At 67.0% G+C, this 22,036-nt stretch carries 22 protein-coding genes, 1 tRNA gene and 1 rRNA gene; 12 read left to right on the forward strand and 12 right to left on the reverse strand.

The annotated features are described in order from the left end of the window. The first annotated feature begins 144 nt into the window (after positions 1-144). Together rrf and RBS12_RS16850 are read left to right on the forward strand one after the other, a co-directional pair. Positions 145-261 (forward strand): 5S ribosomal RNA (rrf, locus tag RBS12_RS16845). 194 nt (positions 262-455) lie between these two features. Beyond that, a complete protein-coding gene (locus RBS12_RS16850) occupies positions 456-974 on the forward strand; it encodes an SRPBCC domain-containing protein (RefSeq protein ID WP_307967291.1) in 519 nt (172 codons plus the stop codon). Positions 975-1,047: 73 nt separating this feature from the next. Here the strand turns inward: RBS12_RS16850 and RBS12_RS16855 are convergent, their stop codons facing one another. The 3 genes from RBS12_RS16855 to RBS12_RS16865 all read right to left on the reverse strand — a co-directional run bounded on the left by RBS12_RS16855 (position 1,048) and on the right by RBS12_RS16865 (position 4,204). Beyond that, on the reverse strand, positions 1,048-2,073 hold the full coding sequence (locus RBS12_RS16855; protein ID WP_307967292.1) for a LacI family DNA-binding transcriptional regulator: 1,026 nt from the start codon (positions 2,071-2,073) through the stop codon (positions 1,048-1,050). Positions 2,074-2,174: 101 nt separating this feature from the next. Continuing rightward, on the reverse strand, positions 2,175-3,575 hold the full coding sequence (gene lpdA, locus RBS12_RS16860) for a dihydrolipoyl dehydrogenase (protein WP_307967293.1): 1,401 nt from the start codon (positions 3,573-3,575) through the stop codon (positions 2,175-2,177). Next, complete coding sequence (locus RBS12_RS16865; RefSeq protein WP_307967294.1) at positions 3,572-4,204, reverse strand: TetR/AcrR family transcriptional regulator; 633 nt, start codon at positions 4,202-4,204, stop codon at positions 3,572-3,574. Before RBS12_RS16865 ends, lpdA begins: the two co-directional genes overlap by 4 nt. 185 nt (positions 4,205-4,389) lie before the next feature. Here RBS12_RS16865 and RBS12_RS16870 point away from each other — a divergent pair, with 185 nt between their 5' ends. Both RBS12_RS16870 and RBS12_RS16875 read left to right on the forward strand, forming a co-directional pair. Beyond that, on the forward strand, positions 4,390-5,358 hold the full coding sequence (locus RBS12_RS16870) for an alpha/beta fold hydrolase (protein ID WP_307967295.1): 969 nt from the start codon (positions 4,390-4,392) through the stop codon (positions 5,356-5,358). A 46-nt stretch (positions 5,359-5,404) separates the two neighbouring features. Continuing rightward, on the forward strand, positions 5,405-6,037 hold the full coding sequence (locus RBS12_RS16875; protein WP_307967296.1) for a DUF2461 domain-containing protein: 633 nt from the start codon (positions 5,405-5,407) through the stop codon (positions 6,035-6,037). Between the two features lie 123 nt (positions 6,038-6,160). Here RBS12_RS16875 and RBS12_RS16880 read toward each other — a convergent pair whose 3' ends face one another. From RBS12_RS16880 to RBS12_RS16895, 4 genes are all read right to left on the reverse strand, one after another. Continuing rightward, positions 6,161-7,591 (reverse strand): DUF4032 domain-containing protein, encoded by a 1,431-nt coding sequence (locus RBS12_RS16880; RefSeq protein WP_307967298.1) that lies wholly within the window; start codon positions 7,589-7,591, stop codon positions 6,161-6,163. Between the two features lie 75 nt (positions 7,592-7,666). After that, on the reverse strand, positions 7,667-8,752 hold the full coding sequence (locus RBS12_RS16885; protein ID WP_307967299.1) for a sn-glycerol-3-phosphate ABC transporter ATP-binding protein UgpC: 1,086 nt from the start codon (positions 8,750-8,752) through the stop codon (positions 7,667-7,669). Positions 8,753-8,955: 203 nt separating this feature from the next. Continuing rightward, positions 8,956-9,753: a trehalose-phosphatase gene (otsB, locus tag RBS12_RS16890; protein WP_307967301.1), complete on the reverse strand. Its 798-nt coding sequence runs from the start codon at positions 9,751-9,753 to the stop codon at positions 8,956-8,958. Beyond that, on the reverse strand, positions 9,746-11,182 hold the full coding sequence (locus RBS12_RS16895; RefSeq protein WP_307967302.1) for a trehalose-6-phosphate synthase: 1,437 nt from the start codon (positions 11,180-11,182) through the stop codon (positions 9,746-9,748). Before RBS12_RS16895 ends, otsB begins: the two co-directional genes overlap by 8 nt. Before the next feature lie 283 nt (positions 11,183-11,465). Here RBS12_RS16895 and RBS12_RS16900 point away from each other — a divergent pair, with 283 nt between their 5' ends. Both RBS12_RS16900 and RBS12_RS16905 read left to right on the forward strand, forming a co-directional pair. Further along, positions 11,466-12,368, forward strand: a complete 903-nt coding sequence (locus RBS12_RS16900; RefSeq protein WP_307967303.1) for a thioredoxin domain-containing protein — start codon at positions 11,466-11,468, stop codon at positions 12,366-12,368. A gap of 368 nt (positions 12,369-12,736) precedes the next feature. Beyond that, positions 12,737-12,810, forward strand: a tRNA-Thr gene (locus RBS12_RS16905). 256 nt (positions 12,811-13,066) lie between these two features. Here the strand turns inward: RBS12_RS16905 and RBS12_RS16910 are convergent. Together RBS12_RS16910 and RBS12_RS16915 are read right to left on the reverse strand one after the other, a co-directional pair. After that, positions 13,067-13,408, reverse strand: coding sequence for a type II toxin-antitoxin system PemK/MazF family toxin (locus RBS12_RS16910; RefSeq protein ID WP_307967304.1), 342 nt, complete (start codon positions 13,406-13,408; stop codon positions 13,067-13,069). Further along, on the reverse strand, positions 13,405-13,605 hold the full coding sequence (locus RBS12_RS16915) for a hypothetical protein (protein WP_307967305.1): 201 nt from the start codon (positions 13,603-13,605) through the stop codon (positions 13,405-13,407). Before RBS12_RS16915 ends, RBS12_RS16910 begins: the two co-directional genes overlap by 4 nt. A gap of 229 nt (positions 13,606-13,834) precedes the next feature. Between RBS12_RS16915 and RBS12_RS16920 the strand changes: the two genes are divergently transcribed. From RBS12_RS16920 to RBS12_RS16940, 5 genes are all read left to right on the forward strand, one after another. Beyond that, the gene (locus RBS12_RS16920; protein WP_307967306.1) at positions 13,835-14,167 is read left to right on the forward strand and encodes a PadR family transcriptional regulator; all 333 of its coding nucleotides are present in this window, start codon (positions 13,835-13,837) and stop codon (positions 14,165-14,167) included. Between the two features lies 1 nt (position 14,168). Next, positions 14,169-14,540: a DUF1048 domain-containing protein gene (locus RBS12_RS16925; RefSeq protein ID WP_307967307.1), complete on the forward strand. Its 372-nt coding sequence runs from the start codon at positions 14,169-14,171 to the stop codon at positions 14,538-14,540. Further along, entirely contained in the window at positions 14,537-15,382 is an 846-nt protein-coding gene (locus RBS12_RS16930) for an ATP-binding cassette domain-containing protein (RefSeq protein WP_307967308.1), read from the forward strand. Before RBS12_RS16925 ends, RBS12_RS16930 begins: the two co-directional genes overlap by 4 nt. Beyond that, positions 15,379-16,140 carry an ABC transporter permease gene (locus RBS12_RS16935; protein WP_307967309.1) on the forward strand — a complete coding sequence of 254 codons (762 nt, stop codon included), beginning with the start codon at positions 15,379-15,381 and terminating at the stop codon, positions 16,138-16,140. The genes RBS12_RS16930 and RBS12_RS16935 overlap by 4 nt, the downstream gene beginning before the upstream one ends. 149 nt (positions 16,141-16,289) lie before the next feature. Continuing rightward, positions 16,290-16,730: a hypothetical protein gene (locus RBS12_RS16940; protein ID WP_307967310.1), complete on the forward strand. Its 441-nt coding sequence runs from the start codon at positions 16,290-16,292 to the stop codon at positions 16,728-16,730. A gap of 15 nt (positions 16,731-16,745) precedes the next feature. On the opposite strand, the gene RBS12_RS16945 is transcribed toward RBS12_RS16940, so the two are convergent. Beyond that, positions 16,746-18,920 carry a transglycosylase domain-containing protein gene (locus tag RBS12_RS16945; protein ID WP_307967312.1) on the reverse strand — a complete coding sequence of 725 codons (2,175 nt, stop codon included), beginning with the start codon at positions 18,918-18,920 and terminating at the stop codon, positions 16,746-16,748. A 59-nt stretch (positions 18,921-18,979) separates the two neighbouring features. On the opposite strand from RBS12_RS16945, the gene RBS12_RS16950 reads away from it, so the two are divergent. Continuing rightward, positions 18,980-19,552, forward strand: a complete 573-nt coding sequence (locus tag RBS12_RS16950; RefSeq protein WP_307967313.1) for an MOSC domain-containing protein — start codon at positions 18,980-18,982, stop codon at positions 19,550-19,552. Between the two features lie 7 nt (positions 19,553-19,559). Here RBS12_RS16950 and RBS12_RS16955 read toward each other — a convergent pair whose 3' ends face one another. Together RBS12_RS16955 and RBS12_RS16960 are read right to left on the reverse strand one after the other, a co-directional pair. Further along, positions 19,560-21,026: a chlorohydrolase family protein gene (locus RBS12_RS16955; protein ID WP_307967314.1), complete on the reverse strand. Its 1,467-nt coding sequence runs from the start codon at positions 21,024-21,026 to the stop codon at positions 19,560-19,562. Positions 21,027-21,052: 26 nt separating this feature from the next. Beyond that, complete coding sequence (locus RBS12_RS16960) at positions 21,053-21,991, reverse strand: ABC transporter substrate-binding protein (RefSeq protein WP_307967316.1); 939 nt, start codon at positions 21,989-21,991, stop codon at positions 21,053-21,055. Between the last annotated feature and the right edge of the window lie 45 nt (positions 21,992-22,036).

The raw sequence follows: 22,036 nt of genomic DNA on the forward strand, positions 1-22,036 counted from the left end.
CAAACCCCGGGAAACCACACCACAACACCACAACAGAACACAGCACACGCGCACCCGACCCCCCAGGGGGCCCGGACGCACCGCAACCCAGACATCCCACCCCCACCCCACACCAAAACGGGCCGGGGGCAGCGGAGAACAGGTTACGGCGGCCATAGCGTGGGGGAAACGCCCGGACCCATCCCGAACCCGGAAGCTAAGCCCCACAGCGCCGATGGTACTGCACCCGCCAGGGTGTGGGAGAGTAGGACACCGCCGGACAACACCACCCGAGGGCCCCACAACGACGTGGGGCCCTCACCCACTTAACCACCCACTTCAAGAACGAGAACCAACCCCACAGCACCCGAGGCCCAACCCCGCAGCACCCGAGGCGGGACCGCAACTTACCCATGAGACCCAGCAGGGCCTTCGCGCGCTCGGCCGGTCGCCTTGAGCCCCGTAGGATCGAACCCGTGGAACCGCTCTTCTCCCATCGTCCGGACTCGGGCGAGTCGGACGCTGCTGCTGCTGCGCCGCCGTCGCGCCTCTACCGCCTGACCCTGCCGGCGCCGCGCGATATCGCGTTCTCTGCCTTCGTCGGCGACATCCATCTCTGGTGGCCGACGAACTACACCGGCTTTGGCGAGGGGACCCACGCCTTCGTGGAAGGCGGAATCATCGGGGAGGAATCGGCGCTTGGCGAGATGCAGGCATGGGGCGAAGTTGTCGAGGAGACGCCCGGAGAAGCGATCGAGTTTGCGTGGACGCTCGCGTGGCGTCCCGACGCGCCGACACGAGTCCGAGCAGAATTCGGGGACGCCGGGTCTGCCGGCGGCGTGCCGAGCACCCTGATGACATTCACCCAAGACGGCTGGGCACAGGGCCACGAAGGCTTCGAGCAGTATGAGAAGTACAGTGAGTGGCCCGTCATCCTCGGGCGCTTCGCGGCGTATTTCGGCGTCCCCGAGGGTTCGGTCGAGACTGTGGCCTGACCCGGACGTCCGGCCCGACGGGACGTCTGGCCTGGTCTGAGTCCCTAACTCCGAGGCGCGTGTCCCCGCAGCCTCAGGCCCGCCGGGCGGCTTTCGGGGCCGCCGTGCTCGACCGGACCACGAACTCCGGCTCGATGGTGCCGCTGTGGGCCTCGGCGCCGTCGCCCTCTACCTGACCGAGGAGCATCCGCACCGCAGTCTCCCCCTGCTTCCGGGGGGCCTGGTCGAACGTCGTGAGGCCGAACAGCGGCCCGAGGTCGTGGCCGTCGATGCCGATGATCGAGACGTCGTCGGGAACTCGGAGGCCCAGGTCCCGCGCGGCGAGGATCGCGCCGAACGCCATTTCGTCCGACGCCGCGAAGATGGCCGTGGGCCGACCGCCGGGTGAGGCGAGGAGCCGCTTCGAGGCCGAGTAGGCGCCGCTCACCGTGAAGTCGGTCGCGGCGAGCCACGACGACCGTACTTCTAGGCCCGCGTCCTTCATCGCGGCGAGGAAGCCCTCGCGCCGGCTCGTGGGGAGCGCGAAGTCGCGTTCGAATTCCGCCGTGCCGCTCACGTGCGCGATGTCTCGGTGTCCGAGGCCGATGAGATGCTGGGTCGCCGCGCGCGCGACCTCGAAGTCGTCAATCTGAAGCGTCGCGACGCCCGCGATCAGCCCACCCACCCCGACGACAGGCCGCTTGACCCGCATGAGCTGGTCCACCTCGTCGGACGAGAGCTCGAGCGAGACCGCGAGGAGTCCGTCGAGCCTCTGCCGGAGCAGGAAGTCGTTGAGCACGCTCTCGCGGCTGCCCGGCTGCTCGCCCGTGTTGTAGAGCGTGAGATCGTAGCCAGCCTCGAGCAACGCCTTCGATGCGCCCTCGAGAACGCTTGAGAAGAACCACCTGCTCACGCTCGGGAGCATGACCCCGATGTTGCGCGTCCGACCGGAGGCGAGGCTTGAGGCGTTGTAGGACGGGACGAAGCCGAGTTTCTCCGCGGCGTCGAGCACCCGCTCGCGGCTGCGCTGCGAGACGTTGCCGCGTCCGCTCAGCGCGCGCGAGACGGTGGCCATCGAGACGCCGGCCGTTTCGGCCACGTCGCGGATGCTGACTCCCACGCGACCCTCCTTTCCCTCGTCCCGACCGCCAGGCTGCACGTCACCCCGTGACGCGTCCACGGGCATGTCCCCGAGGTTCAGCATCACCAGAATAGTTCCGTTCAGAGGTTGATCATGTGACCGACGAGGCCGTGGAATCCCTCCTGGAGTGCCTCGCCGAGCGTCGGGTGAGCGTGGACGTTGCGGGCGAGCTCAGCAGCGGTCAGGTCCCATTTCTGGGCCAGGGTGAGCTCGGGCAGGAGTTCGGCGACGTCGTCGCCGATCAGGTGGCCGCCGAGGAGTTCCCCGTATCGGGCGTCGGCGATGATCTTGACGAAGCCGGCCGGCGCCCCGATGCCTTGAGCCTTGCCGTTGGCGGTGAAGGGGAACTTCGCAACGCTGATGCTGCGGCCTTCGTCGATGGCCTGCTGTTCGGTGAGGCCGAAGGAGGCGACCTGAGGTTTGGTGAAGGTGGTGCGCGGCATCATACGGTAGTCGCCAAGAGACATGGTCTCCGCTCCCGCGATGGTCTCCGCGGCCACGACACCCTGTGCTTCGGCGACATGGGCGAGCTGCAGTTTCGCGGTGACGTCGCCGATCGCGTACAGATGGGGGACGTTCGTGCGCATGAAGTCGTCGATGGCGATTGCGCCCCGATCCGTCAGGCTCACTCCAGTATTCTCGAGTCCGAAGCCGGCGACGCGCGGTGCGAAACCCACGGAGAGGAGCGCCTTGTCGGCACGGAGGGTCTTCTGCTCGCCGGTGGCCGCCGTGAAGCTGACGGTGACTGATGCGCCGTCGTCGTCGATCGTTTCCACCCTCGCGGAGGTGAGGATGTCGATCCCGAGCTTCCTGTATTCGCGGGTGATCTCACGGGAGATTTCGACGTCTTCGTTCGGCAGGGCGCGGTCGAGGAACTCGAGGATCGTGACCTGTACCCCGTAGTTGCGCAGGACGTACGCGAATTCCATGCCGATGGCTCCCGCGCCGACGATCACCATCGACCCAGGGAGGCCCCGGCTGAGGATCTGCTCCTCATAGCTGACGACGTTCTCGCTGAACTCCACCCCCGGAAGGGTGCGGACGGTGGACCCTGTGGCGATGATGGCCTGGTCGAAGGTGACCGTGATGCCGCGTCCAGCGCTGAGCGCGACGTCTATGGTGTGGGCGTCCCGGAAGGTCCCGCGCCCGTCGATCTCGGTGATGGCGTTCTTCTTCATGAGGAAGTGCACGCCCTTCACGCGGCCTTCGGCCACGGTGCGGCTTCGGTCGTAGGCGACGCCGTAGTCGAAGGTGACCTCGCCGCTCATGCCGAACTGCGCCGCCTGGTGCTGGAAGGTATGGGCGAGTTCGGCGTTGCGCAGGAGGGCCTTGGAGGGGATGCACCCGACGTTCAGGCACACCCCTCCCCAGTACTTTTCTTCGATGACGGCGACGCTCTTCCCGAGCTGCGCGGCGCGAATCGCTGCCACGTAGCCACCCGGTCCGGCGCCGAGGACGACGACGTCGTAATGACTGCTCATGAGGTGCTCCGTTCTTCGTTGTGCGGTTGCCGGTCGGTCGAGGGCCGGTAGGCGTTGAGCAGGGTCACGGTGATGCGGTGGGCGGCGTCGGCAGCCCTTTCCACGCTGGTCCCCGTCATGCCCAAAACCGGGTCCATCCCGGGCGTGTGCGGGGCGATGGCCAGATGGGGGAGGAGGACGAGGAGCAAGGCCAGCAGTACCTCGACGTCGCTGCCGGGGATGAGTTTCCCAGATGCTGCGGCCTTCTCCAAGAGCGGGCGGATCACGGCTAGGTAATGGCGGTTGACGGTGGCCCGGACTGCGGCGGTCGCATTGGGGTCGGCTTCGAGGTTGGCGGCCGCGGTCAAGGCGCGGTCCCGGGGGTGGTCGAAGAAATACCGTACCCATGCGGCAAGCAATGCGTCGAGTGAGCCGAAGAAGTCGTCCTCCCACTCGAGTCTGGCGATCTCGGCCTCCATCGCCGCGCGGATGCGCATACTCGCGAGTTCGGCCAAGTAGGCGTACAGATCGGCCTTGTCGGTGAAGTACTGGAAGAGGCTGCCTTTGGACACGCCGGCTTCGCGGCCGATCGTGTTGAGGCTTCCGCCGCTGAAACCTCGGGCGGCGAACTCCGCCTCGGCCGCCTCCACCACGGCCTCACGGCGTGCAGTTGGAAGCCGCTCCCATGTTCCTGTTGGCAAGGTATCCTCCCTGTTCCATGTGGCCGGTTGACCGCCGGACCATCCGATCATAATATTATGACCACTGGTCATGTGACCAGTGGTCATAAAGTCGGAGGGCCGCCGTGGCGGGCCTTGCCGGAAGGAAACCAGCCATGAACACCTCACCTCTGTACGCCGACCAGGAAGAGTGGAAGGAACTGCAGCAGTTCCTTCCCGAGCGCCTCCGCCTCACTGCGCCAGCCCACCTCCCCGCCGAGGAATTCTGGGACTGGAACTGCCACCGCATCCATCTTGACCGCTATCTGAATCCAGACGCCCCCGCAAAGGCGATCCTGCACCACGGCGTCGGAACCAACGGGCGTCAGATGACCCTCATTCTCGGCAAGGTGCTTGCCGACCGCGGCTGGGAGGTCACCTCGCTCGACAACCTGGGCTACGGCATGACCCAGGTCGCCCAAGGCACCACACCCGGCTACAGCGATTGGGTGCAGATGGTCACCGACTACCTCGCGCAGGAGAAGGCCCGCGACGACCGGCCCATCGTGCTCTACGGTCTCAGCGCCGGCGGCATGCTCACCTACCATGTCGCCGCTCACGCGCCCAAGGGCACCTTGGCGGGGATCGTCGGCATGACGTTCCTTGATCAACGCGTCCCGAAAGTCGCCCACGACACGGCGCACGATCCGCTCACCGCCGCGCTCGGCCCGGCACTGATGGGAGTCCTTTCCAAGACGCCGCTGCGCAGCCTCCGTTACCCCATGACCGTCGCCTCGAAGATGAGCGCCCTCGCGAACAACGACGGCGCGATGAAAGTGTTCCTTCGCGATAGGTCCTCCGCCGGAAACGCCATGTGGGTGAAATTCCTCGCGGAATACATGAGCTATGTGCCCGACGTCGAACCGGCAGACTTCGACGCCTGTCCCGTCCTGCTGACCCAGCCTGCCGAGGACCGCTGGTCACCCTACGAGCTAAGCGTCCCCGTGCTCAGCAAGATCACCAAAGTGCCCGTCCAGACCGTCATGCTCGACGGCGCTGGCCACTACCCGCTCGAAGAGCCAGGACTGGCCCAGATGCAGGACGCCATCGACGCGTTCATTCGCGAGGTCACCGCTGACCGCTGAAATCGTGGGATTGCGGGGGCTTTCCAGATCGGCGATGATCCTGTCCATGAGCGACTTCAAGGGATTTCCCGCCGAGGGCCCGGCGTTCTACGCCGAGCTCGAGGAGAACAACACGCGCGAATGGTGGCTTGAACACAAGGACGTCTACGATACGGCGATCCGCGAGCCCATGCTTGCTCTCCTTGACGCGCTCTCAGGCGAATTCGGCGAGGGCAAAGCCTTCCGGCCCAACCGGGACGTGCGTTTCAGCAAGGACAAGTCGCCATACAAGACGTCGCAGGGCGGCTTCGCAGCGACTGACGAGGGCACGGGGTACTACCTGCACCTCGACGCGACGGGCCTCATGGTCGGCGGCGGCTGCCACACGTCCATGCCTGGGCAGGTCGCCAAGTTCCGCGCCGCCGTCGCCGCCCCGGCGTCGGGCGAGGAGCTCGTGGGGATCGTCGGCGCGTTGAGCGACGCTGGGTTCGCGATCGAGGGCGAGCGGCTCAAGACTGTGCCGCGGGAGTTCGGGGCAGACCACCCGCGTGCCGAACTCCTCAAGCACAAGTCCCTCACCGCGGGGAAGGTGCTCGGCTCGCCCGAATGGCTCGGCACGCCCGAGGCCCTCGACCGGATCCGCGGGTACTGGAGCGAGCTCCGCCCGCTCGTCGAGTGGCTCTCGGTGCACGTGTACTAGCGTCATCAGCCAGCGCACTGCCTCAACGGGTGGGGACCCGCGGGACGTGACCCTTGAACGGCGGCGGACCCGCGGGACGTGACCCTTGAACGGCGCATCGGAAGGCGGGCGTCGCCGTCGTCGTTATTCGGCCTCGACGGGCTCGCCGTCGACCGCTGCCTCGTCGTCGTCCAGAATCTCGTCGTCCAGCTCGTCGTCCGAGGACTCCGTCTCGAGGAGCTTGAGCGTTGCGGTGTCCGGGTTGAGCATGATCGCGGCCTCGTCGCGGCGGTGCCGCAGCACCGTGTCGATGTAGGACTGGAGCGTCTCGGCGAGGGGCACGTGCCGGTCGAGCTTCTCGGACATGTACCAGCGGTGCTCGAGCACCTGGTGCACGACTTCGGCGGGTTCGAGCTTGCCCGAGAGCTCGCGCGGGATGGCCCGCACGATCGGCTCGAACACCTGGCTCACCCACGCATGGGCCGCGATCTCCTCGTCTTGGCCCGGGAAGTTGTCCGCCCGGAACGAGTCCATGTCGTTGAGGAGGCGGCGGGCCTGGTTCTCCTGGGCGTCGAGGCCCGTGAGGCGCAGGAGGCGCCGCTGGTGATGGCCGGCGTCGACCACCTTGGGCTGGAGCTGGATCGTCGAGCCGTCCGGCGTCGTCTTGATCGCGTATTCCTCGACGTCGAAGCCGAGCTCGTTGAGGCGGCGGATGCGCGCGCCCACGCGCCAGCGCTCGCCTAGCTCGAACGACTCCTTCTCCGTGAGCTCGGCCCACAGGTTGCGGTAGGAGTCCATGATGCGCTCGCTCGTCGCGACCGGATCGACCTCGGAGTCGATGAGCCCGCCTTCGAGGAGGTCCATGAGCTCGCCCGCGATGTTGACGCGCGCGATTTCGAGATCGTACTCGCGCTGGCCCGTCGAGAGGTCGGGGTAAAGCTCCCCAGTCTCCGCGTCGACGAGGTACGCGGCGAAAGAGCCTGCGTCGCGCCTAAAGAGGGTGTTGGACAGCGAGACGTCGCCCCAGTAGAAGCCGATGAGATGCAGGCGCACGAGGAGGAGCGCCTGTGCGTCGATGAGGCGCGTGAGCGTGTCCTTGCGCAGCGTCTGGGAGAAGAGCGCGCGGTAGGGCAGCGAGAACTTGAGGTGCCGCGTCACCAGCACCGGGTCGAGCGGGCGGCCGTCCGGCGTCTGGCGGTCGCGGATGACGGCGACGGGCTCGACGCACGGGACGTCGAGCCGCTGGAGCCGGCGCAGCATGTGGTACTCGTGGCGCGCGATGTGCTCGCCGGTCTCCTTGACGGCGATGACCGAGGTGCCGAGCTTCGCGAAACGCACGATGTGGCGTGAGATGCCGCGGGGGAGCGCCGCGAGATACTCCTCGGGCCACTCCTCGAGCGCGATGTGCCAGGGGAGGTCGAGGAGCTCCGGATCGGCCGCAGCCGCGGTGATGCTGAGCGAGCCCATGACGTTCGCGGGTGGCGGCTCGGGGAGCGGTTCGCTGCGGGGGAGCTTCCCGAGCATCTCGTAGTCGGTCGGCTCGTCCTGCCAATTGGCGCCGTTCATCGTGCTCATTTCAGGGGTAAGCGCTTCCAGGGAAAACGGCTGTGCCCGCCGGGAATCCGGCGGGCACAGCTGACACATCCAGATTTACTTGGCAGCGAGGCGGAGGCCCGTCTTCGTGTCGAAGAGGTGCACGTGGCCCGCCTGCGGGCGAACCCAGAGCTTGTCGCCCTTGAGCGGAGGACGGCGGCCGTCGACGCGCGCAACGATGTCGTGGTTCTGGCCGCCCAGGTTCGTGTGGCCGTAGACGTACGCGTCGGCGCCGAGCTCCTCGACGACGTCGACCTCGACCTCGAGGCCCTCGCCCTGCGGCGCCGACTCAAGGTCCTCGGGGCGCACGCCGAGCGTGACCGTGGTGCCCGTGGCCTCGGCGAGGACGTCGCGAGCCACAGGGTAGACCGCGCCGCCGAACTTCACGCCGGCGTCCACCTCGGGAAGCTCGAGCAGGTTCATGGCGGGGGAGCCGATGAAGCCGGCCACGAACACGTTCGCGGGCCTGTCGTAGAGGTTGCGCGGGGTGTCGACCTGCTGAAGGAGGCCGTCCTTGAGGACCGCGACGCGGTCGCCCATCGTCATGGCCTCAACCTGGTCGTGCGTGACGTAGACGGTCGTGACGCCGAGGCGGCGCGTGAGGGACGCGATCTGCGTGCGGGTCTGGACGCGGAGCTTGGCGTCGAGGTTCGAGAGCGGCTCGTCCATGAGGAAGACCTGCGGGTTGCGGACGATCGCACGGCCCATGGCGACGCGCTGGCGCTGACCACCGGAGAGCGCCTTCGGCTTGCGGTCGAGGTACTGCTCGAGGTCGAGGAGCTTGGCCGCCTCGCGAACACGCTGCGCGCGCTCTTCCTTCGAGACGCCGGCGATCTTGAGCGCGAAGCCCATGTTGTCCGCAACGGACATGTGCGGGTACAGCGCGTAGTTCTGGAAGACCATGGCGATGTCACGGTCCTTCGGCGGAACGTCAGTGACGTCGCGGTCGCCGATGAGGATGCGGCCCGAGTTGACGTCCTCGAGGCCGGCCAGCATGCGCAGGGAGGTGGACTTTCCGCAGCCGGAGGGGCCGACCAGAACGAGGAATTCGCCGTCTGCGATCTCGATGTTGAGCTTGTCGACGGCGGGCTTGTCAGTGCCCGGGTACAGGCGCGTCGCATTGTCGAACGTCACTGTTGCCACAGTAATCTTGTCCCTTCACCGGCAGGTACGTGCCGGACGATCCGTTGTGAATGGTTCGTGTTGTTCAGTTGTGTGCCAGAAGCGGCTGCCGAGACTGGCATCGCCGATTCTGGCACAAGGCAAGCCACGGGGTCTGTACCCGGGCTCACTCCACGAGTATGGCATGCGTCACACGCCGTTCCAAAGTGTGACGTCCACCATGCCTAGGGCGTCCGCTGTGCGCCGAGCTCCGCCCGGAGGGTCACGAGGAGGGCCATGGCCTTGGCGATGTTCTGGGGGCCCGCCACCCGGAATCCCGCCGCAGTATCGCCGTCGCCCACCTTGATGCCGACGTCGCCGTCATCCAAGGCGACGAAGCCGTCCTCGTCCGTGACGTCGTCGCCCGCGAAGAGCACCGCGTCCGCCTCGGTGACCTGGCGCAGGAAGGCGATGCCCTCGCCCTTCGTCGCGTGCACGACCGAGCCCTCGAGGACCTGCTTCCCCGTCTTGAGGAAGACGTCACGGCGGGAGGCGAGCCGCTCGCGCGCCGCGCCGACCGCGGCCTCCGCGACCTCGGGGTCGGCCTGGCGCGTGTGGAGAACACGGCCCGCGGGCTTCTCCTCGACCCACGTCCCCTGCGCCCGTGACGAGACCTCGGCGAAGGCGAGATGCAGCGCGTCGAGCGCCTCCTGCTGGTCGCGGTCGAGGACCACCGGATGCTCCTCGGCGCCCAGCCGCACCTCGGCGCCGTGGCTCCCGATGAGGAGGGTCCGCGCGTCGGGCGATGCCACCTCGACAAGGCTCGCGAGCGACCTCCCCGACACGTACGCCGTCCACGTCCCCGCGAGGGCCGCAAGCTCCGCGACCGCCGTCGCGGTCTCGGCGAGCGGGCGCGCCTGCTCGGCGCGGTCGACGATGGGGGCGACGACGCCGTCGAAGTCGAGCGCCACGAGGAGGCGTTCGACGGCGGCGAGCCGTTCAAGCGCGATCCGCAGGTCATCGGGGACGCCGGAACTAGCCATGGGTGACCTCCGCGAGTCGGTTGAGGAATGAGGCGGACCACTCCTCGACGTTATGCACAATGATCTGCCTGCGCATCGCCTTCATGCGTCGGCTCGCCGAGCCGGGTGGCATCTTCGCGGCCGCGACCATCGCGTCCTTGAGCCCGGCGATGTCATGCGGGTTGACGAGGAGCGCCTGCTTGAGCTGGTCCGCGGCCCCCGCGAACTCGCTCAGCACGAGCGCTCCCGTGCCGGCGAAGCGGGACGCGACGTACTCCTTCGCGACGAGGTTCATGCCGTCGCGGAGGGCCGTGACGAGCATGACGTCCGCCGCGAGATAGAGGGCGACCATCTCTTCGACCGGATAGTTGTGGTGGAGATACCGGACGGCGGTGTGCTGGAGGGTGTCGAACGCGCCGTTGATGCGGCCAACAGTGCCCTCGATTTCTTCGCGCAGGAGGCGGTACTGCTCGACGCGTTCGCGGCTCGGGCTCGCGACCTGGATGAGCGTGGCCTCGCCGACCTCGATGCGGCCTTCGGAAAGCAGTTCCTCGAAGGCCTTGAGCCGGTGCCGGATCCCCTTCGTGTAATCGAGGCGGTCGACGCCGAGCATGATCGTCTTGGGACTGCCGAGGTCCTGACGGATCTGCTTGGCGCGGGCCTGGATCTCGGGCTCCTGCGCGAGGTTGGAGATGCGCTCGGTGTCGATCGAGATAGGGAATGGCTCCGCCCGCACCTGGCGGCCACCCGCGATGATGTGGGTGCCCTTGCCGCTCGCGCCCCCGTAACGGCGGGCGCTCCGCGCGAAGTTGAGCGCATCGTTGGGCCGCTGAAAGCCCACGAGGTCCGCACCGAGCAGGCCCTCGAGAACCTGGCGGCGCCACGGGAGCTGGGAGAAGATCTCCGGTGGCGGGAACGGGATGTGGTTGAAGAAGCCGATCCTCAGATCGGGGCGGCGCTCGCGGAGGATCGCCGGGACGAGCTGGAGCTGGTAGTCCTGCACCCACACCGTCGCGCCCTCGGCCGCGCGCGCGAGCACCGCGACCGCGAAGCGCTCGTTGACACGGCGGTACGCGTCCCACCATGTGCGATGGAACTCGGGAGGCGCGATGACGTCGTGGTAGAGCGGCCAGAGCGTCGCGTTGGAGAAGCCCTCGTAATACAGCTCCACCTCGGACGTCGAAAGGTCCACGGGGATGAGTGCCATGCCCGCATGCTCGAACGGCTCGATCTCCTCGTCGGGGGATCCCACCCAGCCGACCCATGCGCCGTCGGACTTCTCCATGATCGGCGCGAGTGCGGTGACGAGCCCGCCGGGAGAGCGCTTCCATCCCCCGTTCGCTCTGTCCACGGGCAGGCGATTCGCGACGACGAGGAAGTCGTACGATCCGCCGGACCTGCCGCCGTGGACCTTAGATTCTGGTGCTGTCCGCTGGGTGTGCTGGGCCACTTTCGTGCCACCTCGAATTCACTGGGGTCAGTCCCCACCCTACCGGGGAGGGTCCGCGAGGGGGTCCCGGAGTTGCAAAATTCGCACTAGTGAGGGGCCCTTTGTGCTGCTCTCGGGGTGTGAGCTTCACCTAGCTTTTGCTGGTCTCGGAACTGCCGCCCGAGCCCGCTCGTTGCGGCCAATGGAGAACCCTGACAGGGCTGGGTGTGTGCGCTGGCATACACTGTCCCCGTCGCCGCGATCGGCGCGCACTCGGCGCGCCGCGAACTGACACGAGGAACGGATGAGCCCCGCTAATCAATCACGCCCCACGAAGGCGGAGCGCACTGCCGCCGCCCGCGAAAAGGCCCGCCTGATCCGCGAGGAGCAGCTCAAGAAGGAGAAGCGGAACAAGCTTCTGGTCCGCTGGGGCGTCGTCGTGGCGCTTGTCGCGGTCATCGCGATCGTCGCGATTGTCATCACGACGACGATGCGCCAGAACGCCCCGATCGCGGACAGCGGGCCGAGCCCGGCGAACATGAACTCGAACGGCGGCATCACGCTCACGAAGGGGAGCGGCGTCGTGGCGGCGCCCGCGGCCAACGTCAATGTGGCGAGCGTGCCGACGGCGAGCGCGCAGCCCACGCAGGGCCAGGCAGCGAACGCCCCCGGCATCGAGGCGGCGCCGAAGGGCCAGCCTGCCAAGGTGGTCGTGTACGTCGACTTCATCTGCCCGATCTGCAACCAGTTCGAGCAGACGTACGGGCAGAAGCTCACGGATCTTCGCAACGCGGGTCAGATCACCCTCGAGTACCGGCCGATCGCCTTCCTCGACCGGAACTCGAGGACGAACTACTCCTCGCGCGCGGCGGCCGCTGCTGCGTGCGTCGCGAACTCGAACCCGGACAAGTACGCTGACTTCTTCGCCGAGCTCTACAAGCAGCAGCCTGCCGAAGGCTCGGACGGGCTCTCCGACCAGAAGCTCAAGGACATCGCCTCGGGCGTCGGCGCGGACATCTCGAAGTGCGTCGACGACAAGACGTACCGGCCGTGGGTGAAATACACGACCCAGCTCGCCCTCTCGAGCGGAGTCACCGGCACGCCGACCGCCATCGTGGACGGCAAGCAGTGGGGCCTCGCCGATTCCCAGAACCAGGGCTTCGACGCGTTCCTCCAGGCCGACCTGGACGCTCGCGCGAAGGCGTAGCCTTTCCGGCGGCGCGGCTTTTCGCGGACGACGGCGGCCCGGCCCCTTTGGGGGATCGGGCCGCCTTTGTTTTGGGCGCCGGTCGGCAGCAGGTCCGCCGGATGGCTGCAGTTCCGCCGGATGGCCGCAAGCCCGGCCGGTTGGCTGTAGTTCCGCCGGTCGGCAGCAGGTCCGCCGGATGGCTGCAGTTCCGCCGGTTGGCCGCAGTTCCGCCGGTTGGCCGCAAGCCCGCCGGTTGGCTGTAGTTCCGCCGGGTGTAACCCCCTTCATTACCGCCAATCGGCTCCTCTGCCGGAGTTCCGCCGGTTTCTGAACGGCGGGACATTGCCGCTACGCTGGTGTGGTGCGCCGGCGTGCCTCGGCGTCGCGCCTCCTTAGCTCAGTTGGCCAGAGCATCTGTCTTGTAAACAGAGGGTCGCCGGTTCGAATCCGGCAGGGGGCTCGTAACTCTAAACACGTCGGGGTTTCATCCGTGGGCCTAGGTCACCGGATTCGGGCGGGGACCTATCCGGCGCCAAACACCCAGAGCGACGGCCTCCGCCGGGTGCTCGTTCGGCGCCACGTCTGACCGTCGAACCGCCATCTCCCATCGAGGGAGAGCGTGGGAAGCCAGCGGTGGCCATCCCACCAACGCCGCCGATCGTCGGAGAGCGGCGCAAACCTAGGCCCCCGCTCGATGGCGCCCGCTCATCCAGGCTTCAGCGCTTCCTTGGCGAGATCGCACCCTGGACGCCAAGGTAATGGGCAAGGGCGAGTTCCACTTCCGCGAACTGGTCCCTGGTTAGGTAGTCGACCGGGTCCCCGACGAGATAGTCGACGTCGATCGTGCGAATCCGGTCGACCAGCATCCGCGTCGCCCGACCCGCGACCTCGATCTCCGGGCGGTGGATGGCTTGACCGGCCGACGTCGACGTGGGCACCACCGTGACGACGGACAGCGGCGAATCAGACGGAGATACAACCAGGCCGAGCCGCTTGCCTCCTTGCTCGTGCCCTCGCGGCCGCCCGAGATCGATACGGTACACGGCGCCGCGGATCACCAGGCTTCCGGCTCCGCGTTGACGTTCTCGCCTTTCAGTCCCTCCGCGTCGGACCGGAACTGCTCGAGCCAGCGCTCATGGTCCAACAGCCGCAATGCCCGGCGAAGGGTGTCCGATGTGGTCTCGCCCGGCCGCGCCGCCTCGTGCAGGATGCGCTCGTCGTCCGGTGTGGGGCGGAAGCCGATCGATGCGGTCATGACACCCATTCTAGGAGCTGTTTTACAAATGTGAAACAGACCCGATCTCGTCACACGAGACCGCAGCCTCGTGGCGACCGCATGGCGGTCGGGGATCGCGGAGGAGTTGTCGGCACGGTTGAGCTCGCGCTTACTCGGCTCGGTGAGAAAGGGGGTTTGCGCCGTCGCTATTCAGCGTTACTATGTACTAGTAGCTAGTGATGTTGAGTAGCTGATTGAGGAGGTGTTCGTGGGCAAGCAGATGACGGAGATGCTCAAGGGCACGTTGGAGGGCATCGTCCTCGCGATCCTGTCCGTACGCCCCGCGTACGGCTACGAGATCACGGCACGGTTGAGGGAAGAGGGCTTCTCCGACATTGCGGAGGGCACGATCTATGCGCTCCTCGTGAGGATCGAGCAGAAGGGCTTCGTCGACGTGGAGAAGATCCCGTCGGAGAAGGGGCCGCCGCGCAAGGTGTATTCGCTCAACGCTCAAGGGCAGGAATATCTCGACGAGTTCTGGACAACCTGGGGCTTTCTCGCCGAACGACTCGGCCAGCTCCGCGACGAAGGAGGCAAATGACATGGCAGCCAAATGGATCGAGCTGGTCACTGGATCGCTCGAGCAGAAGAAGCAGTACAAGCAGTACAAGAAGCGCATTGAGGCCCTTCCCGAGCCCCACGGCGCCGCCGCGAAGGCCCTCGAACGGTACCTCATGTACTACGGGGGCATGGCCACGGACGGCGAGACCGCACTCAAGATGTTCGGCGACTTCGCCGACCTGTGGGAACGCGCCGTGGCCGACGGCACTCCGGTGCGCGCGATCGTCGGCGAGGATCCCGTCGAGTTCGCCGAGACATTCGCGCAGGCCTACGGCGGCACGCGGTGGATCGACAAGGAACGCGCCCGCCTGACCAAGGCGATCGACGATGCGGAGAGAGGAGAACAGAAATGAGCGCCGCGATCCATGTGAAGGGCCTGGAGAAGTCGTACAAGAAGCTCGAGGTCCTGCGCGGCGTCGACTTCGACGTTGAGCGGGGGAGCATCTTCGCGCTGCTCGGCTCGAACGGTGCCGGCAAGACCACGGTCGTGAGAATCCTCTCGACGCTGCTCAAGGCCGACGCGGGCACGGCGACCGTCAACGGTTTCGACGTCTCCGCGGAGGCCGCGGACGTGCGCAATTCGATCAGTCTGACGGGGCAGTTCGCGGCCGTCGACGAAATCCTCAGCGGGCGGGAGAATCTCGTGCTCGTCGCCCAGCTTCGCCACCTCAAGAACCCGCGGGCCATCGCGGATGGCCTGCTCGAGCGCTTCTCGCTCACGGACGCGGCCTCGCGGAAGGTCGCGGAGTATTCGGGCGGCATGCGCCGCCGACTCGACATCGCGATGAGCCTCATCGGGAATCCGCCGCTCATCTTCCTCGACGAGCCGACGACGGGGCTTGACCCCCAGGCCCGCATCGAGGTGTGGCAGGCCATCAAGGAACTCGCGGAGAACGGCACGACGGTCCTGCTCACGACCCAGTACCTGGACGAGGCCGAGCAGCTCGCCGACCGGATCGCGATCCTCCACGACGGCCGGATCATCGTGAACGGCACCCTCGCCGAGCTCAAGCGCCTGCTTCCGCCGGCCGAGGTCGAATACGTCGAAAAGCAGCCGACGCTCGAGGACGTCTTCCTCGCCATCGTCGGCCACAACGGAACAGACTCCACGCCGGCCAAGACCCCGATGTCTGCAAAAACCACGATGTCGGAAAAGATCACGATCTCGGCGCAGAAGACTAAGGAACAGCGATGACCACGCACTTCTTCGACGACACCGCCGTATTGCTGGGGCGGTCCCTGCGCCACATCGCGCGCAGCCTGGACACCATCATCACGACCGCGATCATGCCGATCGGATTCATGCTGCTATTCGTCTACGTCTTCGGCGGCGCGATCAATTCGGGGTCGGATTCGTACGTGAGCTATTTGCTGCCCGGCATTCTGCTCATCACGATCGCCTCGGGAATCTCCTACACCGCGTACCGGCTCTTCCTGGACATGAAGAACGGAATCTTCGAGCGGTTTCAGTCCATGCCGATCGCGCGTTCGTCCGTGCTATGGGCGCACGTGCTGACCTCGCTCGTCGCCAATCTGACCTCGCTCGTCGTCGTCGTGCTTGTCGCCCTCCTCATGGGCTTCCGCTCCGGAGCCGGGGTGCTCGCATGGCTCGCGGTCGCCGGCATCCTGATCCTGTTCACCCTCGCGCTGACGTGGCTCGCCGTCATTCCGGGCCTTACCGCGAAGACCGTGGACGGCGCGAGCGCGTTCTCCTACCCGCTCATCTTCCTGCCGTTCATCAGCTCCGCCTTCGTCCCGACGGCCACGATGCCCGGCCCGGTGCGTGCCTTCGCCGAGAACCAGCCGGTGACGTCCATCGTCAACGCGATCCGGGACCTGCTCACGCAGCAGCCGGTCAGCGGCGATATCTGGGTCGCCCTCGCCTGGTGCGTCGGCATCCTCGTCGTCGCGTACGCCTTCGCGATGGCCACCTACCGCCGCAAGATCTCCTAAGCTCGCCGCCGTCGAATATTTCGGCCTGGGGTGTCACCCACAGAGATGAGAGTGCTAGTTTCGATTGCGGCGCATGCATCCCCAGATCTGCGTCAGGGTCCCGGTGTCGGTTTTGTAGCGGAGCCGACGCCGGGACTTAGGGTTGTTCCATGAAGGCCCTGCTGCTCGCGAATCTGCTGATCGGCGGGTACAACTTCGGCACGGTCTGGGCCCATGAGCTGGACATCTTCCGCACGTGGACGCGGGTCGGCGAGCGGTTCCACGAGGTCCAGCGCGCCCACTGGCGGAAGCTGCCGTACTGGGTCTTCGCGCCGGTCGCCTTGGGCCTGATCACCGCCGTCGTCATGGTGTGGTTCCACCCCGAAGGGTCCCCGGCGTGGGGGATCTGGGGATCGCTCGGCTCCCAGATCTTGTCCCTTGTGCTGACCGCCGCCTTCTGGGGCCGGTGGCAGGCAAAGCTCGCGAACGACGCGCGGGGTGCGGACAGCCCCTACCTCCGGAAGATCCTGAGGACCCATTGGGTCCGAACTGGGCTCGTCACCGCGAACGCAGTCATCCTCGTGCTCTGGGCCATCGCGGCGTTCGGGTAGCCGACGGACCGTGCACTACTTGCCCTTCGGGGCGTCGATGAGGCTCGGCGGCGGGGGATCGAAGCTGCCGTGGTCGTACAGGCCGAGGACCTTCTGCATGTAATAGGCCCATTGCGGCCCGGCGATGTAGGCCCCGTCGATGACGGGCCAGTACCGGCCGTTGACGAAGACGTTCCGCCCGAGGTGCTCCTCCGGATTGCCGAGCGCCTCGCCGAAATACGACGCCGTCGAGAGGCCCCGCGTGTAGCCGATGAGCCACGTCTCGCTGTTGAACTGGTTGGTGCCGGTCTTGGCGGCGTCCGGGACGCCCAGGTAGATGGTGTGGCCCGCGTCGTCCTTGATGTTGTAGCCGGACCCCTTCGTGAGGACGTCCTGGAGCACGTTGGTCACGGCCTTCGCGACATCCGGCTTGACCGCGTTGGGAGTGCACGACGGCGACTGCCCGCCGATCTTCTTGCCCTGTGCATCGTCGACCTCAGTGATCGAGATCGGGGCGCAGTACGTGCCGTTGGCAGCGAACGTCGCGTATTCGTTCGCCATCGTCAGGGGCGAGATGTTGAGGCCTCCGAGGAGGTCTCCGAGCGTCATCATGTCGGCCCTCTGCCCGTGGCCCTCGCCGTTGTGCATGCCGAGCGCGTCTGCGGCTCGCTGGATGTCGCAGAAGTCGTTGAGACCGGCCGCGGAGGCGAAGGTCGCGGTGTTGATCGACTGGTAGACGCCCTCGCGAACCGACATCGGGCGATACCACTGGGGCTCGTCGTTCTGGAGCGACGGCGACGTGCCCAGGCTGACTACTTCGGCGTCGTCGAACGCCCCGACGGGCCGCCCACAGGTGGATCGCCACGGATAGTTGAGCGGATAGACGCGCTGCGCCGCATTGACGATCTGATTGGTCGGCTTGCCCTCGCTGAGCCATGCCGTGAGCGTCGTCGGCTTCATGGCCGAACCCGGCTGCATGCCGCCAGACCCGCCGAGGTCGTTCCCGTTCGCGTCGGTCCGATCGATATTGAAGTTGTAGCTCGTGACGAAGTTGAGGCCCTGGCCGGGGAGCATGCGAGTGTTCTGCGCCATCGCGAGGATCTTGCCGGTGCCGGGCTGGATCGTCACAAGGGCCGTGCCCCATTTGTCGGGGTTCGCGCCGGCGGTCCCATCGACTTGGGCCTGGGCGGGACCCTGGAGCCTCGGGTCGATCGTCGTCTTGATGGTGAGGCCCCTCTGGAGGACCCGCTGCAGCCGGTCATTCGTCGTCGAGCCATAGGCGGGATCGTTGAGGATCTGGTGCAGGACGTAGTCGCAGAAATACTGGGCCTGCACCGCATAGGCGCAGCCCTGCCTCGGGGGATTGAGTTTCAGCTGAAGCGGCACCTTGACCGCGTCGTCGTGCTGTTTCTGGTCGATATAGCCGCGCTGCATCATCGTGTCCAGGACAAGATTCCGGCGGGCGAGCGAATTATCCGGATGGGCGACCGGATCGAAGACCGAGGGCCCGTTGACAATGCCCGCGAGTAGGGCTGCCTGCGGGAGCGTGAGATCCTTGGCGCTCACCGAGAAGAAATATTGGCTCGCTGCCTCGATCCCGTAGGCATTCGTGCTGAAGAAGACGATATTGAGGTAGCCCGCGAGAATCTGATCTTTCGAAACCTGCTTCTCGAGTGAGATCGCGAGCTTCATTTCGCGGAGTTTGTCCCCGATGGTCTTCTGGCCGTTGATCTCGGCCGAGGCATCCGCTCCCTGAGCGACGAGGTTCTCCTTGAGAACGTTGGCCACGTACTGCTGCGTGATGGTCGAGGCTCCCTGCCGATCTCCCCGGATGTTCGCCGCGAGGGCGCGCAGGATTCCCGTCGTGTCGACGCCGCCATGCTCGTAAAAGCGATAGTCCTCGATCGCAATGATCGCATTCTTGATGTTGGGGGACATCCGGTCGAACGGCACCGGCGTGCGATTCTCGCTGTAGAGGGTCCCGATCATCGACCCGTCGCCGGCGAGGACCTTCGTGACCGTGCTCAGAGGATTGATGGTCAATTCGCTCGGAAGGCTGTCGAAAAACGACGCGGAGCCGTATGCTGCCCCCCACGTGACGACCGCGGCGGGCATCATGAACCCCGCCACCAGCACGCCGCAGATGGCGCTCACGGCGAGGAAAGCGAGAAACTTCCCCAACGCCTTGGCCGTGCTCGAGAGAATGGCCATGTAGGAATTATAGGAAGACCGTCTGGGAGAACCTGAAGAGTTTGCGAGAGGATGGGGGCATGCCGACGGCGTATCGCTACGACGTGGAAGTCCTGCACCTCCTCGTCTCCCCTGAGCATGCCTACTTCGGGAGGGCGCGCGACGGCGCGGCGGACGTCCCGACGACGGATGCCGAGCGCGTCGAGATCGTCGGCGGCAAGGGAATCGTGGGCGACCGATTCTTCGGCAAGGCGGCTCACATGGATGCCGCGATCACGCTCATCGCCGTCGAAGCCCTCGAGGCGATCGCCGCCGAGCTCGGCGTCGATCCGTTCGATCCGCTCCTGACCCGGCGCAACGTCGTCGTCCGAGGCGCCCAGCTCACGCCGCTGCTCGGCGTGGAGTTCACGCTCGAGTCTCGCGGCGCCGTCGTCCGTCTGTGGGGCGGCAGGCCCGCCCACCCGTGCGCGTGGATGGACCAGATGCTCGCCCCCGGCGCCCACGCCGCGATGCGAGGACGCGGGGGCATCCGCTGCCGGCCGCTCTCGGACGGGATCCTGCACCGCGGCCGCGCCGTTCTCACGAGCCCCGTGCCGCTCGAGCCCGCGCGCGCGGGGGAGGCGACCGTCCTGCGGGCGAGCCGCCTCCCCTGAGCGCCCCTTAGGCGTCCCGCCCGTAGACGGGCGGGAAGAGCTCGTCGACGCCCCGCCGTCGCTCGTCGCGCTCGGAGTAGGCCGAGCGCATCTTGTCGAACAGCTCTTGGCCGCGGCGGCGCCACCACGAAAGGTCCTCGCCGGGAAGCCCGCCGTCCTCGACGACCGTCCTGCCCGCCACGACGCTCAGCACGCACTGCCGCGCTGTGCCGTTCAGGACGAGGGTCCGCACGGGATCCTCGTGCACGCCGTCCCGGAGGTCCCCCAGGCCGAAGGCGACGAAATCGGCCTGCGCGCCGGGGCTCAGGCGCCCCAGATCGGGCCGCCGGAGCGCCCGCGCCCCGCCGAGCGTCGCGGCGTCGACATAGTCGGACAGGCGCACGGCGTCCCGCTGCCGCTCGACGATCTTGGCGAGGTGCCAGCCGACGTCGATGCCGCGGATGAGGTCCGGCGGGAACGAATCCGTGCCGAGCGCGATGGACACGCCCGCCTCGACGTAGGCGGGAAACGATTCGAGCGCCTCGCCGTACCGCATCGACGTGAGTGGGCAATGGACCATGCTCGCGCCCGACGCGGCGAGGCGCGCGAGGTCGCCCCGGTCCTCCCCGTGGACCCGCGAGTTCCGGTCGAGGAACAGGGCATGGGGGATGAGGAGGCGCTCGCCGAGGAGGCCCGCGTCGTCAAGCAGCTCAAGCGGGGTCATGCCGTGCCGCTCGATGACGAGCGCCCGTTCGCTCAGGCCCTGAAGGCTGTGGAGGCGGACGAGCACGTCCCGTTCCCTCGAGATTCGAGCCGTCTCGTCGAGGAGCTCGCGCGTGAGCGTCTCGATCCGGCACGGCAGCAGGACGCCCGAGACGAGGGGGTCGCCGAGCTGCTCGGCGAAGTCAAGGAAGCGGACTGCGTCCTTGAGGCCCTCGCGGCCGAGGTCCTCGTCGAACAGGACGCCCACGGTGCCGTCGTCGAGCGCGACGTTGACGCCCGAGCGGTACGCCGGACCGAGGAAGGCCCGCAGGCCAATCTGTCGGGACGTCTCCGCCATGCCCGTGAGCTCGTCGAAGCTCTCCGCCCACGACGAATGGATCTCCGAGGCGATCGGCATGAAGCTCGTGACGCCGTGGAGCGCGAGCTGGATGAGGGCGTAGTGCCGGATGTCCTGGCGCTCCTCGGGCGTGAAGACGTCCGCGCGTCGCGTGCGGAAGTAGTCCTCGGACCAGAGATGCCCGCGGGACAGCTCGCCGCCCGCCCAGCTGTCGAGGATGAGGTGGTCGATGTCCGAGAGGGCATCGAGGTCGATCAGGCCGGGCATGATCAGCGCGTCGCCGAGATCGCGGTGGCTCTCCGCCGCTGGGGCGCCCGCGGTGGGGCCCGCGTAGACCACCACGCCGTCCTCGTGGACCACAGTTCCGTGGTCCACGACGATGTGGCGGCCATCGCGATGGGCGAGGAGATAGCGGGCCGAAACAGAGCTCTTCACGGGTCCTCCTAGGATGGTCGAGCCAGTCAGGACGGCAGGGACGGGTTGACCTCGGCCTTCGGGACGGCGCCGTCGGCGACGTTCCATGTGCTGAGGATCTTCTTGTACGTCCCGTCGTCGATGAGCTTGTTCAGAGCCTGGGCGACGAGGTTCGCGAGGGCCGGGTCATCCTTCGCGATCGCGATGCCGCCGGGCCCACTGTTGTAGGTGTCGCCGAGCTTTTCAACGGCGCCGTTCGTCTGCTGGGCGGCATAGCCGATCGTGGGGGAGTCGGAGACCATGGCGTCGAGCGTGCCGTTGACGAGGCGCGTGGTGATGTCCGTCTGGCTCTTGAGCGAGACGACGTTGATGGGGCTCTTGCCGGCCTTGACGCACTTGTCGTTGCGGTCCTTGAGGTCGGGCTCCTCCTGGACGGTCCCCGTCTCGACGCCGATCGTCTTGCCGCACACGTCGTCGAGCGAGAACTTCTTCGGGTTGCCCTTCTGGACGGCCCAGAGAGTGCCCGAGTCGAAGTAGCCCACGAAGTTGACGGCAGCCAGGCGCTTCTTCGTGATGAGGAACGAGCTGACGCCGAGATCGTACTTCGGGCCGAGGGCGGGCAGGATTCCGGCGAACTCCGCCGTCTGCACGTCCACCTTGAGGCCGAGCTTCGCGCCGATCGCCTTCGCGAGGTCGACGTCGTAGCCCATCGGGGTGTGGTTGTCCGGCCCACCGAGGAATTCGGCGGGGGCGTACGTCGTGTCAGAACCGACCATGAGCGTTCCGCGCGACTTGATCGCGGCCGGCACCTGTGACGCAAGCGAATCGTCCTTCTTGACGGTGCTCGGGTCGAAGGTTGTGACGGTGCCTGAGCTGGCGGGCTGGGCGGCGCCGGTTTCGGACGCGTTCGTGCAGCCGGTGAGGGCGAGTGCGCTCAGCGCGAGGGCGACGGTGCCCTGGAGAGCGAGCTTCTTCGAGAGGGGCATAGCTGTCTTCCGTGATGGGTGATTGCGGGGGGTGTGGGCGTGGGC

Source organism: Sinomonas sp. ASV322 (genome assembly GCF_030908245.1).
Taxonomy (GTDB): domain Bacteria; phylum Actinomycetota; class Actinomycetes; order Actinomycetales; family Micrococcaceae; genus Sinomonas.

What these genes read in the sequence shown, in the direction of transcription:
- otsB (WP_307967301.1), bottom strand. Translation starts at nt 9,753, where the DNA reads ATGGCTAGTTCCGGCGTCCCCGATGACCTGCGGATCGCGCTTGAACGG.
- RBS12_RS16945 (WP_307967312.1), bottom strand. Translation starts at nt 18,920, where the DNA reads ATGGCCATTCTCTCGAGCACGGCCAAGGCGTTGGGGAAGTTTCTCGCT.
- RBS12_RS16915 (WP_307967305.1), bottom strand. Translation starts at nt 13,605, where the DNA reads ATGACCGCATCGATCGGCTTCCGCCCCACACCGGACGACGAGCGCATC.
- RBS12_RS16960 (WP_307967316.1), bottom strand. Translation starts at nt 21,991, where the DNA reads ATGCCCCTCTCGAAGAAGCTCGCTCTCCAGGGCACCGTCGCCCTCGCG.
- RBS12_RS16930 (WP_307967308.1), top strand. Translation starts at nt 14,537, where the DNA reads ATGAGCGCCGCGATCCATGTGAAGGGCCTGGAGAAGTCGTACAAGAAG.
- RBS12_RS16900 (WP_307967303.1), top strand. Translation starts at nt 11,466, where the DNA reads ATGAGCCCCGCTAATCAATCACGCCCCACGAAGGCGGAGCGCACTGCC.
- RBS12_RS16870 (WP_307967295.1), top strand. Translation starts at nt 4,390, where the DNA reads ATGAACACCTCACCTCTGTACGCCGACCAGGAAGAGTGGAAGGAACTG.
- RBS12_RS16940 (WP_307967310.1), top strand. Translation starts at nt 16,290, where the DNA reads ATGAAGGCCCTGCTGCTCGCGAATCTGCTGATCGGCGGGTACAACTTC.
- RBS12_RS16925 (WP_307967307.1), top strand. Translation starts at nt 14,169, where the DNA reads ATGGCAGCCAAATGGATCGAGCTGGTCACTGGATCGCTCGAGCAGAAG.
- RBS12_RS16950 (WP_307967313.1), top strand. Translation starts at nt 18,980, where the DNA reads ATGCCGACGGCGTATCGCTACGACGTGGAAGTCCTGCACCTCCTCGTC.
- RBS12_RS16880 (WP_307967298.1), bottom strand. Translation starts at nt 7,591, where the DNA reads ATGAGCACGATGAACGGCGCCAATTGGCAGGACGAGCCGACCGACTAC.
- RBS12_RS16935 (WP_307967309.1), top strand. Translation starts at nt 15,379, where the DNA reads ATGACCACGCACTTCTTCGACGACACCGCCGTATTGCTGGGGCGGTCC.
- lpdA (WP_307967293.1), bottom strand. Translation starts at nt 3,575, where the DNA reads ATGAGCAGTCATTACGACGTCGTCGTCCTCGGCGCCGGACCGGGTGGC.
- RBS12_RS16875 (WP_307967296.1), top strand. Translation starts at nt 5,405, where the DNA reads ATGAGCGACTTCAAGGGATTTCCCGCCGAGGGCCCGGCGTTCTACGCC.